The 17,471-nt window shown below is 30.4% G+C and carries 19 protein-coding genes; 7 read left to right on the top strand and 12 right to left on the bottom strand.

Annotated elements, in window-relative coordinates; genetic code table 11:
• The 3 genes from LY08_RS04940 to LY08_RS04930 form a co-directional block, all read left to right on the top strand.
• The coding region (locus tag LY08_RS04940; protein WP_146603196.1) for a gliding motility-associated C-terminal domain-containing protein at positions 1 to 909 on the top strand (909 nt) is incomplete at its 5' end.
• A gap of 8 nt (positions 910 to 917) precedes the next feature.
• Positions 918 to 1,865, top strand: coding sequence for a PorP/SprF family type IX secretion system membrane protein (locus LY08_RS04935; protein WP_111659317.1), 948 nt, complete (start codon positions 918 to 920; stop codon positions 1,863 to 1,865).
• Between the two features lies 1 nt (position 1,866).
• Entirely contained in the window at positions 1,867 to 3,813 is a 1,947-nt protein-coding gene (locus LY08_RS04930) for an OmpA family protein (protein WP_111659316.1), read from the top strand.
• Positions 3,814 to 3,864: 51 nt separating this feature from the next.
• Here the strand turns inward: LY08_RS04930 and LY08_RS04925 are convergent, their stop codons facing one another.
• Together LY08_RS04925 and pdxH are read right to left on the bottom strand one after the other, a co-directional pair.
• The gene (locus LY08_RS04925) at positions 3,865 to 4,356 is read right to left on the bottom strand and encodes a CAP domain-containing protein (RefSeq protein WP_111659315.1); all 492 of its coding nucleotides are present in this window, start codon (positions 4,354 to 4,356) and stop codon (positions 3,865 to 3,867) included.
• A gap of 158 nt (positions 4,357 to 4,514) precedes the next feature.
• On the bottom strand, positions 4,515 to 5,162 hold the full coding sequence (pdxH, locus tag LY08_RS04920; protein ID WP_111659314.1) for a pyridoxamine 5'-phosphate oxidase: 648 nt from the start codon (positions 5,160 to 5,162) through the stop codon (positions 4,515 to 4,517).
• A gap of 73 nt (positions 5,163 to 5,235) precedes the next feature.
• On the opposite strand from pdxH, the gene LY08_RS04915 reads away from it, so the two are divergent.
• Together LY08_RS04915 and LY08_RS04910 are read left to right on the top strand one after the other, a co-directional pair.
• Positions 5,236 to 5,667 (top strand): SRPBCC family protein, encoded by a 432-nt coding sequence (locus tag LY08_RS04915; protein ID WP_111659313.1) that lies wholly within the window; start codon positions 5,236 to 5,238, stop codon positions 5,665 to 5,667.
• Positions 5,668 to 5,673: 6 nt separating this feature from the next.
• Positions 5,674 to 5,982 (top strand): DUF3784 domain-containing protein, encoded by a 309-nt coding sequence (locus LY08_RS04910; protein WP_111659312.1) that lies wholly within the window; start codon positions 5,674 to 5,676, stop codon positions 5,980 to 5,982.
• Here LY08_RS04910 and LY08_RS04905 read toward each other — a convergent pair.
• The 6 genes from LY08_RS04905 to rpsA form a co-directional block, all read right to left on the bottom strand.
• Positions 5,979 to 6,884 carry a ribonuclease Z gene (locus tag LY08_RS04905; protein WP_111659311.1) on the bottom strand — a complete coding sequence of 302 codons (906 nt, stop codon included), beginning with the start codon at positions 6,882 to 6,884 and terminating at the stop codon, positions 5,979 to 5,981. The two genes, LY08_RS04910 and LY08_RS04905, sit on opposite strands and share 4 nt — an antisense overlap.
• Position 6,885: 1 nt before the next feature.
• Positions 6,886 to 7,218, bottom strand: coding sequence for a ribonuclease Z (locus tag LY08_RS04900; RefSeq protein WP_111659310.1), 333 nt, complete (start codon positions 7,216 to 7,218; stop codon positions 6,886 to 6,888).
• Between the two features lie 2 nt (positions 7,219 to 7,220).
• On the bottom strand, positions 7,221 to 8,150 hold the full coding sequence (locus LY08_RS04895; RefSeq protein WP_111659309.1) for an aspartate carbamoyltransferase catalytic subunit: 930 nt from the start codon (positions 8,148 to 8,150) through the stop codon (positions 7,221 to 7,223).
• A 26-nt stretch (positions 8,151 to 8,176) separates the two neighbouring features.
• The gene (pyrR, locus tag LY08_RS04890) at positions 8,177 to 8,716 is read right to left on the bottom strand and encodes a bifunctional pyr operon transcriptional regulator/uracil phosphoribosyltransferase PyrR (RefSeq protein WP_111659308.1); all 540 of its coding nucleotides are present in this window, start codon (positions 8,714 to 8,716) and stop codon (positions 8,177 to 8,179) included.
• 132 nt (positions 8,717 to 8,848) lie between these two features.
• The gene (locus LY08_RS04885) at positions 8,849 to 9,649 is read right to left on the bottom strand and encodes a T9SS type A sorting domain-containing protein (RefSeq protein WP_111659307.1); all 801 of its coding nucleotides are present in this window, start codon (positions 9,647 to 9,649) and stop codon (positions 8,849 to 8,851) included.
• Positions 9,650 to 9,874: 225 nt separating this feature from the next.
• A complete protein-coding gene (gene rpsA, locus LY08_RS04880) occupies positions 9,875 to 11,713 on the bottom strand; it encodes a 30S ribosomal protein S1 (protein ID WP_111659306.1) in 1,839 nt (612 codons plus the stop codon).
• A 390-nt stretch (positions 11,714 to 12,103) separates the two neighbouring features.
• Here rpsA and LY08_RS04875 point away from each other — a divergent pair, with 390 nt between their 5' ends.
• A complete protein-coding gene (locus tag LY08_RS04875; protein ID WP_111659305.1) occupies positions 12,104 to 12,484 on the top strand; it encodes a LysM peptidoglycan-binding domain-containing protein in 381 nt (126 codons plus the stop codon).
• A gap of 61 nt (positions 12,485 to 12,545) precedes the next feature.
• Here LY08_RS04875 and cmk read toward each other — a convergent pair whose 3' ends face one another.
• The 4 genes from cmk to LY08_RS04855 all read right to left on the bottom strand — a co-directional run bounded on the left by cmk (position 12,546) and on the right by LY08_RS04855 (position 16,396).
• The gene (cmk, locus tag LY08_RS04870; RefSeq protein WP_111659304.1) at positions 12,546 to 13,241 is read right to left on the bottom strand and encodes a (d)CMP kinase; all 696 of its coding nucleotides are present in this window, start codon (positions 13,239 to 13,241) and stop codon (positions 12,546 to 12,548) included.
• A 77-nt stretch (positions 13,242 to 13,318) separates the two neighbouring features.
• The gene (locus LY08_RS04865; RefSeq protein ID WP_111659303.1) at positions 13,319 to 14,266 is read right to left on the bottom strand and encodes an NAD(P)H-dependent flavin oxidoreductase; all 948 of its coding nucleotides are present in this window, start codon (positions 14,264 to 14,266) and stop codon (positions 13,319 to 13,321) included.
• Positions 14,267 to 14,324: 58 nt separating this feature from the next.
• Entirely contained in the window at positions 14,325 to 15,554 is a 1,230-nt protein-coding gene (locus LY08_RS04860) for a class I SAM-dependent rRNA methyltransferase (RefSeq protein ID WP_111659302.1), read from the bottom strand.
• 104 nt (positions 15,555 to 15,658) lie between these two features.
• On the bottom strand, positions 15,659 to 16,396 hold the full coding sequence (locus LY08_RS04855) for a bacteriorhodopsin-like (RefSeq protein WP_111659301.1): 738 nt from the start codon (positions 16,394 to 16,396) through the stop codon (positions 15,659 to 15,661).
• A 116-nt stretch (positions 16,397 to 16,512) separates the two neighbouring features.
• Here LY08_RS04855 and LY08_RS04850 point away from each other — a divergent pair, with 116 nt between their 5' ends.
• On the top strand, positions 16,513 to 17,412 hold the full coding sequence (locus LY08_RS04850; RefSeq protein WP_111659345.1) for a Brp/Blh family beta-carotene 15,15'-dioxygenase: 900 nt from the start codon (positions 16,513 to 16,515) through the stop codon (positions 17,410 to 17,412).
• The last annotated feature ends 59 nt before the right edge of the window (positions 17,413 to 17,471 follow it).

Below are 17,471 nucleotides of genomic sequence, written 5' to 3'. Positions count from 1 at the left end.
GCTGGTTCTTGTGCTAACGAATCTGTAATTACTAGAACGTGGACATTAACAGACGAGTGTAACAATACGACTACTTTAGTGCAAACTATAACAATTGTAGATACAACAGGTCCTACATTAATTACTCCTTTGGATTTACCAAGTAGTGTGATTTGTTCTAACGTACCTGATGTTCCAGAGTTATCATTTGAAGATGATTGTTCAACAAATAACATCACTGTGGTATTTGAAGAAACATCAACATTTACAGGTACAGAAGAAATCTACGATTTAATTTGGACTTGGACTGCTACTGATGAATGTGGTAATGACACAGTAATTACGCATACAATTAGCGTTGTTACTGAAAACTTTACAGAAGAAATTGAAGCAGATAGATGTACTGAAGATGGCTTAATTGATCTTTATGAATTCTTACCTAATGGAGCAGACACATCTATAGAATGGGTTGTAGTTACAGATGGTATAACAATAATAGATGGTATCTTTGATCCACTAGAAGTTGAAATCGGAGATTATGTATTTACTTATACAGTTTCTAATAATGGTTGTTTAAATACTTATGAAGTAACCATTCACGTTAATGAAGACTGTATAGTATTACCTTGTGGAGAAGACGATTTAAAAATCTCTAAAGCAGTAACACCAAATGGAGATAGCTATAACGAATACTTTACAGTTGGTGGTGTTGAAGAATGTGGATTTATTGTAGATATTAAAATATTTAACCGTTTTGGTGATATTGTTTTCGAATCTAGAGACTATCAAAATGATTGGAATGGACAAAGCCCAAGTGGATCTGTTGGATCTGCTGGAAGATTACCAAACGGTACATATTACTATGTTATAGAAATAAAAGATAGTGGTATAAAACCATTAGCTGGTCCTTTATATTTAGGAACTAAATAAAAACTTAAATGAAAAAACTAAAAATATATAGTATTAGTATTTTGTTAGTATTTTGCTGTGTGCAGTTAGTGGCACAGCAACTACCACAATTTTCGCAATACATGTTTAATACTATTTCTATTAATCCAGCTTATGCTGGTAGTAGAGAAACTATTAGTATTGTTGGCCTACACAGAAGCCAATGGGTTGGTTTAGATGGATCTCCAACAACATCTACGGTATCTATACATGCACCATTAAAAGATGAGAAAATAGGTTTAGGATTATCGGTAATAAATGATGAGCTAGGTTATGAAAACTTTGTATTTGTTTATGGCGATTTTTCATATACTATTGAAGTGTCAGAAAAAACAAAACTTGCATTTGGTTTAAAAGCTGGATTTACTCATTATAATTTAGATCAAGAAGGCTTTTTAGATGATCCTACAGTTGCAATAGACCCTTTCTTTAGTAACTTTACAAACCGATGGAATCCAAATATTGGTGTTGGTGCTTATTTACATCAAAACAGATGGTATGTAGGCTTGTCAGCTCCAAGAATTATTAACACAGATTATAATGAAAGTGCGTTAGACCCTAATGTGGATTATATAGCTTTAGAGCGTGTTGGATACTATTTAACTGGTGGTTACGTTTTTGACTTAAATGAAAACGTAAAACTTAAACCTTCGGCATTGGTAAAAGTAACTAATGGTGCACCTGTATCTTTTGATATTAGTTCACATTTCTTATTTAATGACAAATTTTGGTTGGGTGGTAGTTATAGATATAATAGAGATACTTCTACCATTGGTGCTTTAGCAGATTTCCAATTATCGCCTCAAATGAGAATTGGTTATGCTTATGAGCATTACATCACAGACCTTAGACCTTATACAGGAGGAACTCATGAATTATTACTTATGTTTGAAGTATTCAAACCTACTAAACGTGTTAAATCTCCAAGATATTTTTAAAATGAAACTAAAAATAATTACATATTTCATTCTTTTATTATTTGTACAACAAGCGTTGGCACAAACTAAAGTTGCAGATAATTTTTTTAGAGATTTCTCGTATGAAAAAGCAGCTGAACTTTACAAAGAAGCCTTAAAAAAAGAAGATAGTACAGAATACATATTAACAAGAATTGGTGACTGCTACTTTAATACCAGAAAAGTAGAAAAAGCCGAATTTTGGTATGGAAAAGCCATTAAGAAGTATCCATTAATTGATTCAGAATATATCTATAAATACGTACAGACGTTAAGAAGTCAAAAAAAATATGAACTCGCTAATGATTATCTTAGAACTTTTAATGAAAAAAACAAAAGAGATAAACGTATAAAAAATATTGAAAATTTTAACCTAGAAAGTTACAATCAACTAGCCAATACAGATAAAGTTTATGTAGATGTTGAAAATCTACCATTAAACACTGTGTATTCAGATTTTGGAGGTTATGAAAAAGATAATATGTTATACTTCTACTCGACTTGGGTAAAAGATTCTATAACCGATGAAAAAAAGTTATATGATTGGAATAACGAACCATTCTTAAATATTTTTCAGTCTGAGACCAAAATAGCTAATGCAGCTAAAACATTTTCTGAACCAAAAAAATTAAATTCTACTATAAATACATTTAATGATCATGAAGGATTAGTTACTATTACTAATGATGGTCAAACCATGTATTTTACAAGAAATAATGTAAATAAAAAAGAAAAAAGGAAATACTCTAAAGAGGGTACTTCTAATTTAAAAATTTACAAAGCAACAAAATCAGGTAACACCTGGAGTAATGTAATAGAATTACCTTTTAATAATGATGCCTATTCATGCGGAGCACCAGCCTTAAGTCCAGATAATAAAACATTGTATTTTGTGTCAGATATGGAAGGTGGATATGGACAAACAGATCTATATCGTGTTGCAATTAAGGCTGATGGTACTTACGGAACTCCGGTTAACTTAGGTCCTGATATTAACACAGAAGGAAATGAAAAATTTCCGTTTGTTGCTAAAGACTCAACATTGTATTTTTCTAGTGACGCTAATTTAAATCTTGGGTTACTTGACATTTTTGAAACCAACCTGTTAAAACGAAAAAGAAACGACACTACTAAAGTTCAAGTAAATAATTTAGGAGCGCCTTTTAATAGCCCTTATGACGATTTTTGTTTCTTTATTGATTCAGATACTCAAACTGGGTATTTCTCTTCTAACAGAGAAGGTGGTAAAGGTGGTGATGATATCTACGCTTTTGGTAAATATCAATGTAAACAAATTGTTTCTGGTGTCGCTTATGATGAATTATCTGGAGAGCCTTTAGATAAAGTTAATGTCTCTTTATTAGATATAAACGGTCAAGTTGTAGAAACCTATTATACAGATAAAGATGGTAAATATGAGTTTAAAGATATAGGATGTGATAAAACATATACTGTTCTAGCAGAACGTGTAATTTATAGACCTGATAAAAAAGGATTTGTAACCTCGCCTATTAATGGTGAAACCACAACTATAGATTTGTTTTTAGCACCATTAATTATTGATAACGAAATAGTAATTAATCCAATCTATTTTGATTACGATAAATCATATATTAGACCAGATGCAGCTTATGAGCTAGAAAATATTGTAGCTGTTATGCGTGAGCATCCAAAAATGATTATTAAAATTGAAGCTCATACAGATAGTCGTGGTAGAGATGCTTATAACTTAAAATTATCAGATCGACGTGCTAAAGCTACTAGGGATTATTTATTTTCTAGAGGAATATCAGAAGACCGAATAATAAGTGCAATTGGTTATGGTGAATCACAAATACTAAACCAATGTACCAATGGTGTTAAATGTACAGAGAAAGAGCATGAATATAATAGACGATCTAAGTTTATAATTACTAACCAATACAAATAAAAAAAAGCCTTTCATATTATTGAAAGGCTTTTTTAATTATATTATTTTAATTTACTTTTTAATAAATATATTAGTAAAATACCATTTATTGTTTTCTCCCAATTCAGCAGAAATTTCAAAATCTGTAAAATCCCCTTCTATATTACTTCTATGCCCTTCGCTATTTAACCAAGCGTTAACTACTGAAGAAGCACTAGAAAAACCATAAGCAACATTCTCTGATACTTTAATTGCATTAGCATTGTTGACTAAATACGATTTTCTACTAAAAAAATTATCGTGATTTACTACGTTTTTATCTACCATATAATCTGTATGTGTAAACGCTTGACCTTTAATTAGCATATGACTATCTAAGGCATTTAAACCAATACTAATTCTATGTTGATTAATCAACTCTAAAATTTCAATTTCAATAGGTTTAGCTTCTGGAATTACCAATGCGTTAACGTCATCAATATGATCTTCGATGTTATCTGTTGAGCATGAAGTTAATGCTACTGCAAAGCAAATAAACATAAGTAGGTTAGTAACTTTTTTCATTTTATAGAGTTGTAATGATTTGGGACTCCAAAAATAATATAGTACTATCTAAAAAAGTGTTAATTAAATGTTAAAATCGATGAAAAACACGTATTTTAACTTCTTATTGTGCATTTCGTCGATAAAATGCTAAATTGAAATGTATTTCATCGGGTAAATTATGGTGATAATCGATTTTTAATCCAAAGTGAATCAGAATTTAAAGCATAAAGGATTCTGTCATGTAATCGATTAGGGCGTCCCTGCCAAAATTCTATTGATATTGGCTTTACAATGTAGCCTCCCCAATTTGATGGCCTTAAAACTTCTTTATTGGAATAATCTTGCTCTAATATTTTTAATTGATTTTCTAATTCCTCTCTACTATTAATTATACTACTTTGTTTAGATACTAATGCACCTAATTGACTTCCTTTAGGTCTAGACTCAAAATAACCATCACTTAAATTTTCTGCTATTTTTTCTGCTTTTCCTTTAATAGTTATTTGTCGTTCTGCAGCTGGCCAAAAAAAAGATAAACACACATTAGGATTGTTACTTATTGCTTTTCCTTTTTCACTGTCATAATTTGTATAAAATATAAATCCCTGATAAGAGAATTTTTTTAGAAGGACTACTCTACTTTTTGGAAACCCGTCTATTCCTATTGTAGATAAAGTCATAGCGTTTGTTTCGTCTTGAGGAAAATGGTTGTCAACCTCATTAAACCAAGTTCTAAACAATTCTAAAGGGTTTTCCGGAGTGTCTTTTAAACGTAGTTCTCCTTTTTCGTAAGATTTCCTATAATTACTTAAGTCTTTATTCATATTGCAATTTACAAGATTTTGAAATTATATAATTAAGTTTTTTAGTAACTTTAATATCTAACTATTTTTTGATATGACATTTAACTGCTCTATAGATATTAACGAATCTGTTGAAAAGGTTTCCGAAATCTTTTTAAATCCAGACAATTTAAAATATTATCAGGATGGATTTATAAAAAAAGAATTGATAAGTGGAAGTGCTTTTAAAAAAGGGGCAAAATCTAAAATGTATTACAAAAAACTAGAACTTATCGAGACTATACTTAATAACGATTTACCTAATGAGTTTTTTGCTTTATATGAACACAAACATATGACTAACACCATGAAAGTATCGCTTATAGCTTTAGAAGAAAACAAAACACGTTATATTACAGAAATTGAGTACTCTAAATTTAATGGTGCTTTTATAAAGTTAATTGCTAGATTATTTCCTGGAATGTTTAAAAAACAAGTTCAAAAATGGTTGAATCAATTCAAAATTTATGTAGAATCTCAAAAATAATATTAAATGATATATTCTCAGCTTTTAGTTAGCTTGATACTTATTATTAGTGGATTTCTAGTTAAACGTTTTCCTAATTTGATTGCTGGATACAATACACTTTCAAAAACCGACAAAGAAAAAATTAATATTAAAGAGCTTTCTACCTTTTTAAAATACACTTTTATTTGTCTAGGTTTACTAACACTATTGTTATACTACGTGTTAGATGTTATTAATGTAAAGGAGAATACAATAATATTATTTAATACCACCTTAATAGTAGTTATTGTTATTGTTGCAACTTATATTACTAATACTAGATTTAAAAATTAAAACTGAAACACCTTACCGTCGTCAGCCAACTCTACGTTTTCAAATTCTGTTTGTGCTTCGGTTTTAAATACGTTTAAATCATCGTATCTAGTTGAATAATGTCCTAAAATTAATTGACCAACATTTGCCAATTTTGCAATTTTTGCAGCTTGTTTTGCTGTACTATGTTTTGTTGGGATAGCAAGACTAGCATGTTGTTCTAAAAAAGTAGATTCATGATATAATACATCTACGTTTTTAATTATAGGTATTATTGTTTCGTTATAAGCTGTATCGCTACAAAATGCGTAGCTTTTAGAGGGATTAGGCGGTAAAGTTACCGTGTCATTTTTTACCAGATGTCCTTCTTCATTAATAACATCAAAACCTTGTTTTAATTTTCTGTAGTAAGCAACATTAATATTAGCATTTAATACTTCATTCATATTTAACTTACGCTCTCCTTCTTTTTCTCTAAATAAAAATCCATTAGTATAAACCCTATGATCTAAAGGTATGGTATAAACTTCAACCTTATCATCTTCAAAAACAAGTTCAGAATTTTTATTTGTTAGCTCATGAAAAAACAGATTATAATTTGTCCAGGAATTGCCTAATTTTAATTGTAAGATAATAACTTCTTTTAAGCCTTTAGGTGCATGGATATGCAAATCTGTGTCGCGACCTAATAATCTAAAAGTAGAAATTAAACCAACTAAACCAAAAAAATGGTCGCCATGTAAATGAGAAATAAAAATGTGCTTTATCCTATTAAACTTAATTTTATTTTTTCTAAGCTGTACTTGGGTTCCTTCTCCACAGTCTATTAAAAAAATATGATTATTAATTTCTAGAACTTGAGAGGTGGGATTGGTAAAAGTACGCGGAGTTGCACTGTAGCAACCTAGAATGTTTAGCTTCATTTTAAAATCCTAAATCACGTTCCATTTCTTCCATTTCAATAATATCGTGAGCTTCTTGAAGTGTTGGTACAATAACTATCTCGTCTGGTGTTTTATCTGCATCAATACCTTCATTAACAATTACAAAAGAGTGTTTTGCTGCTCTGTGTTGATTGGAGACTCTTAAAAACTCTATAATTTCTTGTAAAGAAATGGGTTTGATTGTATTTAAATTAACAATAACATTATTGTTTTTAAATTTTGGATATAATGACTCTATTTTTTTTACTAATTCTATAACCGAAGCATTTTCTTGGGTTATAATGGTTATGTTTTCATTTTGATCTATAATCATAACTATTGTTTTATTTTAGACGCTAATAAGTATATAACTGCCATCCTTATTGCTACACCGTTTTGAACTTGGTCTAATATAATGGCTTGTTTAGAATCTGCTACATCACTTGTAATTTCTACACCTCTATTGATTGGTCCAGGATGCATAATTGTTATTTCTTTATCCAAGCTATCTAATATAGCTTTATTAACTCCAAATTGCTGTGTGTATTCTCTGGTAGATGGAAAATAACTAATGTCCATGCGTTCGTTTTGTACACGAAGCATATTAGCAACATCACACCAATTAAGGGCTTTACGTAAATTAGTTTCTACAGTTACGCCTAGTTTTTCTATATGTTTTGGTAATAATGTTTTAGGTCCGCAAACCATAACATTAGCACCTTGTAGTTTTAATGCATAAATGTTGGATAAAGCCACACGACTATGTAAAATATCTCCTACTATAACTACGTTTTTTCCTTTAACTGTACCTAATCGTTCTCTAATAGAATAACTATCTAATAGTGCTTGTGTTGGATGCTCATGTGCTCCGTCTCCTGCGTTTATAATGCTTGCATTAACATGTTTTGACAAGAAAACACCTGCTCCTGGATTAGGATGACGCATTACAACCATATCCACTTTCATTGATAAAATATTATTAACTGTATCTATTAAAGTTTCTCCTTTTTTTACTGAAGATTGAGATGCTGAAAAGTTAATTACATCTGCAGAAAGTCGTTTTTCTGCCAATTCAAAAGACAGTTTGGTACGTGTAGAATTTTCGAAAAATAAATTAGCAATGGTAATATCACGAAGCGAAGGAACTTTTTTAATAGGACGATTAATCACTTCTTTAAAGTGATCGGCTGTTTTAAAAATAAGCTCTATATCTTGACTATTAAGATATTTAATTCCTAATAAGTGATTGACACTTAATTCGCTCATAATTTGTAATTATTAATTTTTCAGTGTTAACTTTTTACTACATAAACCGCGTCTTCTCCATCATTTTCTACCCAGTTTACTTTTACTTTTTCGTTATTTATAGCATCTACTTGTCGACCTCTATAATCGGGTTGAATGGGTAGATGTCGACTAAAACGTCTATCTATTAAGGTTAATAATTCAATTTCGTTTGGACGACCAAAAGACTGTATTGCTGTTAAAGCTGCACGTATGCTTCTTCCAGTATATAATACATCGTCAATAAACACCACTTTTTTATCTTCTACTTGCACATTCATTTCTGTTGTGTTAGCTTCTAATGGTTTATCACTTCTTCTAAAATCGTCTCTGTAAAAGGTAATATCTAAATGTCCTAATTGTAAATTTTTAATCTTATAATCTGTTTTTAGCATAGAAGCTAAACGGTTAGCCAAATATTTACCTCTTGGTTGTATTCCGATTAAAATAGTATTAGAAAAATCATTATGTTTTTCAATGAGTTGACAAGCCAATCTATGTAGAATGATATTGACTTCTGTGGCATTAAGTAGCACTTTTTGACTCATAGTGATCCAAACGGGTTTGGTTAACAAAGGTAATTTAAATTATTATAAGTTAAAAGTTGTTTTATATGAAATAAAAAAGCCTCTCTTCCAAAGATTCGGAACTGAGAGGCTTTTTATTATAATTAAAATTATTTATTGTTTTAAAAACTTAATGACTTTAGAAGATTCATTATTTTCTAAATGTAGAATATAAATACCTCTATTAAAGGTAGATATATCTATGTTATTTATAAAATTATTTTGGCTGTTTTCTTTAATTAATTTACCATCAATGCTGTAAATTTTGAAATTTTTAAAACTTTGATTATTAATAATTTTAATAGAATTTTCTGTAACTATACTATTTAATGTATCTATATTATATGACGTTAAAGATAATGTTGAAGAATCAAAACTATTCATATTTAATGTCGTGTTTGATAAAATAGCATCAACTGTAGTTTGATCTAGATCCACTCCTACCTGATCTGTTGGTCTAAAAATTCTAATAAAATATACATCATTTGGATTAACAATTCCATTAGTATAAGTAATAGAGGGTAACTCTATATCCATACTTCCACCTAGTGGTACAGTGTTAATGTCATAATAATCACAAACAACTTCAACTAGATTGTTTTCATCTCCACCTATAGCTCTGCTTATTTGAAAATAAATTCTAGCAATTACTCCAATTTGCGAAGTCATATTAAAAGTAATTATATCATGATCAGTTTCAATTGTGTTTTTATAAAACAAATCGATTTTTGGATCTAAACCACTTCCAAAACAATAGGGAGTCAAAGAGGATGCATTTAATCCATTAAATGCACTAGCTAAGCTATTTTGATTGTTGTCTACAGTATTTATAGCTTCTGGCAAAGTGTTTCCTGATTGGCTAAAAACAAATAAAGAGGTACATAAAAATGCAACTAATAAGGTAATTTTTTTCATAACATTGGGGTTTTAAAGATTTATTTAAAATTATAACAAACTTTTTGTATGAACAAGATATTAATCAATTTTAACACTTTTTATCTTGCAAATACCTCATTTTAACGATTATAATGAATTATTATTCATTTTTTGAGTTTAGTATTTAATATCAATAAAATAGTCAAGAACAAAAAAAACCTCTCATTTCTGAGAGGCTTTTACTATTATAATAAAAAGGTTGGATTATTTTTTTCCGTCCATTTTATCTTTTAACGCTTGTAACGCTTCATTAGCATCTCCTAAAGTAGGTTTAGCTTCTTCAGCTTGCGCAGCAGCTTTTTTAGCAGCAGCTTTTACGTTTGCCATTTCTTCTGCTTTAAATATAGCAGTGTGAGAGGCAACAACACGTTTGAATTCTTTATTAAATTCGATGATTTTGAATTCTGCAGTATCACCTTTCTTTAACATCTTACCGTCTTCTTTTTCAAGGTGACGAGATGGTACGAAAGCTACGATATCTTCATTAAACTCAATAGTTGCTCCTTTATCTACAACTTCAGCAATTTCTGCTGTGTGCGTCGTATCTACAGCAAACTCAGTTTCGTATTTATCCCAAGGATTCTCTGTTGTTTGTTTGTGACCTAAAGATAATTTACGTCCTTCAACATCTAACTCTAATACTACTACATCTAATTTATCACCAACATTACAGAATTCTGATGGATGCTTAATTTTCTTAGTCCAAGATAAATCTGAGATGTAAATTAATCCATCAATACCTTCTTCTAATTCAACAAAAACACCAAAGTTTGTAAAGTTACGTACAATACCTGTATGCTTAGATCCAACTGGGTATTTAGTAGTAATATCTGTCCATGGGTCTGGAGTTAATTGCTTAATACCAAGAGACATCTTACGATCTTCTCTGTCTAATGTTAAGATCACTGCATCAATTTCGTCTCCAACGTTTACAAAATCGTTAGCAGAACGTAAATGCGTAGACCATGACATTTCTGACACGTGTACTAATCCTTCTACACCTTCAGCAACTTCAATAAATGCTCCGTAATCTGCGATTACAACAACTTTACCTTTAACTTTGTCTCCAACAGCAACGTTTTCTCCTAAGGCATCCCAAGGATGTTTAGATAATTGCTTAAGACCTAATTGGATTCTAGATTTATCTTCATCAAAATCAAGGATTACCACATTTAATTTCTGGTCTAACTCAACAATCTCGTTTGGATGGTTGATACGTGACCATGATAAATCTGTAATGTGTACTAATCCGTCAACACCACCAAGATCAATAAATACTCCGTAAGATGTAATGTTTTTAACCACACCTTCTAATACTTGACCTTTTTCTAATTGACCTATGATTTCTTTCTTTTGTTCTTCAATATCAGCTTCAATTAAAGCTTTATGAGAAACAACTACGTTTTTAAACTCGTGATTAATTTTCACAACTTTAAATTCCATAGTTTTATTTACGTACTGATCGTAATCTCTAATTGGTTTAACATCAATCTGAGATCCTGGTAAGAATGCTTCAATCCCGAAAACATCTACAATCATACCACCTTTAGTACGACATTTAACAAAACCGTTTACGATTTCACCAGTTTCGTTTGCTTTAATTACTCTGTCCCAAGCTTTAATTACACGAGCTTTTCTGTGAGATAACACTAATTGACCTGTTGCGTCTTCACGTACGTCAATTAATACCTCAACCTTGTCTCCTACTTTTAAGTCTGGATTGTATCTAAATTCGTTTAAAGAAATTACTCCTTCAGACTTTGCGTTAATGTCAATAATTGCATCACGATCTGTAATATGAATTACTTCTCCTTCTACAACTTCGTCATCTAACGTGTCTACGAAATTTTCTGATACTAATTTTTCAAATTCTTTTAATTGAGAATCTTCAACCTCATCAATACCTTCTTGGTAGTTGTGCCAATTGAATTCTTTTAAGAATTTTTCTGGGTTTGCTTGTGCTTCAGATACTACTGGAGCTTCTTTAGTTGCTGTTGCTACTTCTTGAGCTTCAGCTTCTGCTTTTTTTGCTTTATCAGCCATTTAAATTAATGTGTAATATAGTTTTTTTGCTTTCGCAGAATTTGAGCCATATTACGGTTTGTATTCTGTTATGTTTAGAAAAATTTAAGCGCTAACACACAGAAGTGTTATAAATTATATTGTTGTTATTCCTTTTCATCTTTCTTGTATGCGCTAAAAAGGTGTGCAAAAATAGTACTTTTTAACAATATTGCCTAATACTAATTAAAAAAAATAAGTGACTAAAAACCAATATTTTACAAGCGCTAATACTATTTAGAGTTAAAAGTGTATTTTATCGATAAAATTAAACACTTCATCAAAGAGTTTACAAAACCTAATTTACGCTGATAAAGCTGCTATAATAATTAGTATATTTAAAGAAGATTAACATTATAAAAAAAATTACATATGGCTGTAAAAGCAAAATATCAAGGTGTGCTTGATTTAGGAGAAAAATTAAATATTCAAAACGGAAATGTTACTGAAGAAAATGGTGTGTTAAAAGTTAAAGGTACAGCATCTACACAATATGAAAAAAACCTAATTTGGGACAAGATTAAAGCTATTGGAGGAGAAAATCCTTCAGATATTAAAGCAAATATTGAAGTCGCAGATTCTAGTGTTTATGCTAAGCATACGGTTAAAAGCGGAGATACTTTAGGTAAAATTGCAAAGCACTATTATGGAAATGCAGCAAAATACACTGCTATTTTTGAAGCTAATAAAGACATCTTAAAAAACCCAGATGTTATTCACCCAGATCAAGAATTAAAAATTCCAAATTTGTAGGAGTTTAATAGCAAACTATGTAAAGCGGATTATCTTGCGAAAGCTGATAGTTCGCTTTTTTTTATTCCAAATCTTCAAGAGTCATTTGTACAAGGCCTAATACTTTATCAAACTGCTCTTCTAAAGATAAATCCGAATTGTCTATCTCTATAGCATCTTCTGCTTTAACTAATGGAGAATCCTCGCGATGTGAGTCTATATAATCACGCTCTTGTACATTACGTAATACATCTTCATATTGTACATTATCGCCTCTTTCAATTAACTCGTTATAACGTCTAGTAGCACGTTTTTCTGCAGAGGCGGTCATAAATATTTTTAATTCTGCATACGGAAAAACCACAGTACCAATATCACGTCCATCCATAACAACCCCTTTATCTTTACCCATTTGTTGTTGCTGTTTTACCAATTGGTAGCGCACTTCTGGGATAGCTGCCACTTTACTAACAAAGCTAGATACTTCTAGGGTACGTATTTGTTTTTCTACATTTTTTCCATTTAGGTAGACTTCTGCAAAACCTAAATCTGGATTAAACGTAAAGCTAATGGATACTTTATCTAGATTAGAGACTAAAGCCATGACATCAAAATGATCTGCATCAATCCAACCGTTTTGCATAGTAAATAAGGTAACAGCTCTATACATAGCGCCTGTATCTACATAAATATAACCTAAGTGTTTTGCTAATTGCTTGGCAACTGTACTTTTACCTGTAGATGAAAATCCGTCTATTGCTATGGTGATGTTTTGCACTAATGTAAATTTAGAATGCAAAAATAAGGAATATTATATCGCTAACTAATAAAATAAAAATGGATTTAGAACAAATATTAAGCAATCAATTTGGCAACTATATCTTTAACAGGAAGAATTGCTTTAGTGTGCTGTATACTTGGTCCAGCAACCCAAACTGTTTTATAGGTTGCTTTTTTAGCTGCATTTTCAGTAGCTTTCATACCTATAGAAAAACGGATCATTTTAACCCATTTTTTTAGTTTTCTATTTTTATTTAAAACGCGTTCTAACCACGTTTGTTTTGTACCTATTTTCTGTACATAAGGTGTATTAATTACTGTACATGGTGTTCCAGAAATACGCTCTGTCATAACTATATCCTCTGCTCCGTAATCTACACAAGCTTGTTTATACTCGTCTGTCACTCCTGCTTCCACAGATGCAATAAATGGGCTACCTACAGATACACCATCTGCACCATAACTCAACATTTTATCAATGTCTGCTTTACAACCTACTCCACCTGCAGAAATTACAGGTATAGTTAATTTTTCACTTAACAAGCTGGTTAGCTCTTGAGGTGACAATTTACCTCTGTGTCCTCCCGCTTCATTGTTAACAGCTATTGCAGCATCAGCACCTAATTGCTGTACTTTTTCAGCAAAATGTAAATCGGTTACATCACAAAACACCTTAATACCTGCTTTGTGTGCTTGTCTAATGGTTTCTTCAGGACTTCCTAAAGACGTAATAATAAAATCACAACCTTCTTCACACAACACTTCTAATTGTCCTTTATATTTGATATTAGATTTATTGACTATTAAATTAAATCCAAACGAGCCACCTTCTACTTTATTAGCTTTTAATTCTTTTATTGCAGCTCTTAGCTCTTCTAAAGTACGATAGTTAAGTGCTGGAATACATCCTGCAATACCTGCTTTCATAGCTTCTGTTACCATAGCTACATTAGACACTAAAAACATTGGTGCTTGAATGATAGGGTATTTAATATTAAGTAGTTGAGTGAGTTTTGTTGTCATATTGTATTAATTAGTGATACAAATATAAGTATAAAATTATTATGCATGCATAATAATTTTAATCAATAAACCTGTAGTAACCACATTTTAAATAAGCTCCTTCTGGAAAGCTTATTGGATGATCTACATCATGTTGTGTTTTTAATTCTACTTTAAATTTTCGATTAGAGTTTGATAACACTTGACTATTAAGATCAAAAAAGGTTTGACTTAATACTCTAGAAGAACAAGACGCTAATACCAATAATCCATTTTTACCTGTTAATTGTCGTCCTAATTTTGCTAGTTGTGCGTATTTTTTTTTAGCTAATTCAATGTCTGATTGTTGCTTAGCAAAACTTGGAGGATCTATAACTACAATATCAAAAATTTCCTTTTTAGACACCAACTGTTCAAGAATTTTAAATGCATCTCCTGCTAATATATGGTGCTTTCCAGAATATGAATTAAGTAATCCATTTTGCTTGGCAATCTCTAATGCTTGCTGACTAATATCTAAACTAGTTACTGTTTTTGCTCCATTAGCTAAAGCATGTACCGAAAATCCGCCAGCATAAGAAAACACGTCTAAAACAGTCTTGTTTTTACTCAGTAAACCTACTTGTCTCCTATTTTCCCTATGGTCCAGAAAATATCCCGTTTTGTGTCCTTTAATGACATTGGCTGAAAAATTAACGTTGTGTTCTACAAATTGTACCACCTCATCTTCTAATGTACCATATATAACTTCTCCATTAATTAAGTTATGCAATTTAGACTGCTCTAAACTTCTACTTAATCTAATAACGACTGTTTTAGAATTAGATACGACTTGTAAACTTGGAAGTATAGTTTCTAAATAGGGTAACCATATTTCTGAATATATTTTTACAACTAATACTGAAGCGTAAACATCTGCAATTAATCCAGGGAAACCATCGTTTTCACCAAATAGTAAACGGTAGCTATTGGTATTAGTTTGTAATAAACTTTCACGTTTTTTAAAAGCTATTTTTATTTTATTGAGAAAGAAGGCTGCATTGATTTCTACTTTTTCATTTCCGCTATGCAGCATTTTAATTCTGATTGGTGAAAGAGCATCATACAATCCTAAGCCAATAACTTTATTTTTATTCTTACTAAAAATAATGGCTAAATCTCCTGATTTAGCATCATCATTTATTTTAATAATATTATCTGAAAATACCCATGGATGACCTTTTACTACAAACTGCTCGCCTTTAGCATTAAGTTTTATAGCTAATCTTTTGGGTTGGTTATTATATTTTATTTTAGGTGAAAAGGACATGTAAATAAAATTAGACTGTAAATGTAATTGATTATATATTGACGTAAAAAAAAGCGTAGTCATTTCTGACTACGCTTAAAAGAATGAATTTATTTACTAACTAACTAATTATGAACTTCATTCTTTTTCACAGCTAACGCGTATATCACTAGCCCAAATCCAATTTTGTTAATAGCATCTGCTAAGTTGTAAACAACATCTATTCCACCTTGTGGTAATATAGAGTTGTACCATCCTTCTGTTCCCATCATGTAACCTAATGGGTATATTGCCCAACCTACCAATACAAACCAACATAGTATTTTATGTGCTTTTAAAATATCACCTCCTGCATTTACCGCTAACTTTTTAGCGCTTCCAAACCAAATTTCATAGACTATATAGAAGTATGCAGCTCCAGAAATTGCTCCCCAAACAGCAGGTCCGCTTCCAGTATTGTACACTGCTTCACCAAAGTACCCGGTCACTAACATAATTACAGAAAATGCAATTAGCTTCCACATTAAAGCAGGTTTAGCTCCTGCTACTTTAAGTATTAAATAAAATTCAACACACATTAATGGCACAGTTAATACCCAATCAACATACCTGAAAAAGGTTGGAGACTCCATATTTACTGCCCAATAGTCTCTCATGTAAAAGTAGTGAACCGCAGCAATAAATGTAATTAAGCCAGATACCAGTACAGATGTTCTCCATTTTTTATCAAACTGGTTTAATGATAAAAAGAAAAAGGCTGAAGCAGCCATCATAGCCATACAACCTACAAAGAATGTAAATCCTACATAATCGGTAGGATCTAATTTAGACGTGACGTCTACTAAAGATAAAAAAGTTTTCATAGCAATTTTTGTTTAGTATTTATTAATTTTGTTTAAACAAATTTACTAATAGTTAAACAATATGAATTTACATTTAACAAAAAATTTGGTTTATTTTTATGAATATGATAAATAACATGGATAAAATTTATAATATTTCTATAGTGTTGAGTTTATTAGGGTTATGGATTACCTCTATAGTTCCTAAAGAATATGAGATTGTTTTAGGGTTTATTTTAATTTTCTCTTTTGGCATATTACATGGTTCTAATGATATTTTGTTAATAGAGAACCTATCTAATAAAAAAACTAAACAGCCTTTTTTTAAAGTGTTTGCATTGTATTTAATTACTGTGCTTTCTGCAGTAATACTATTTTATTATCTACCTGCAGTAGCTTTTTTATTATTTATAGTTTTTAGTGCATTTCATTTTGGAGAACAACATTGGGAGCATAAAATAACAATTAACAACTCATTAATTATCAAGTTTTTTTATCTGTTTTATGGGTTGTTTATATTGTTTCTTTTATTTTTTTATAATGCTCAAAAAGTTATAGAGGTTATATATTCAATTACTAGTTACTCGTTCGCAGAAGAAATTATTATCTATGGTCTTATTGCTTCTACATTATTATTGATAGTATTTGCTATAAAATTGAGAAACTTAATAATTAATTTTAAAAGCGTGTTTTTTAAAGAATTATTTTATTTAATAGTCTTCGCAATAGTGTTTAAAGCTTCTACATTAATCTGGGGATTTACTATTTATTTTATTCTTTGGCATAGCATTCCTTCACTATACGAACAAATTAATTTTATTTATGGGAATTATAATAAAACTTCTGTTATTTCTTATTTTAAAAGAGCATTTCCCTATTGGATAATCTCCTTAATAGGTATAGTAATAGTCATTTCAATTTTTAAAGAAGAAAAATTGATTTACGCTATCCTCTTTTCGTTTATTGCAGCTATTACATTCCCACATGCTTTGGTAATTAACAAGATGTTTAAAAACCAAAAAACGCAATCAAAATAATGATTGCGTTTTTTATTGTTTGTGTTCAATCTTAAAAGAACCTTAGACTATGCTCTGCA

This window comes from Olleya aquimaris (genome assembly GCF_003259525.1).
GTDB lineage: Bacteria > Bacteroidota > Bacteroidia > Flavobacteriales > Flavobacteriaceae > Olleya > Olleya aquimaris.
Note: the sequence above shows the minus strand (reverse complement) of the source record. Positions and strands in the feature narration are given on the sequence as shown.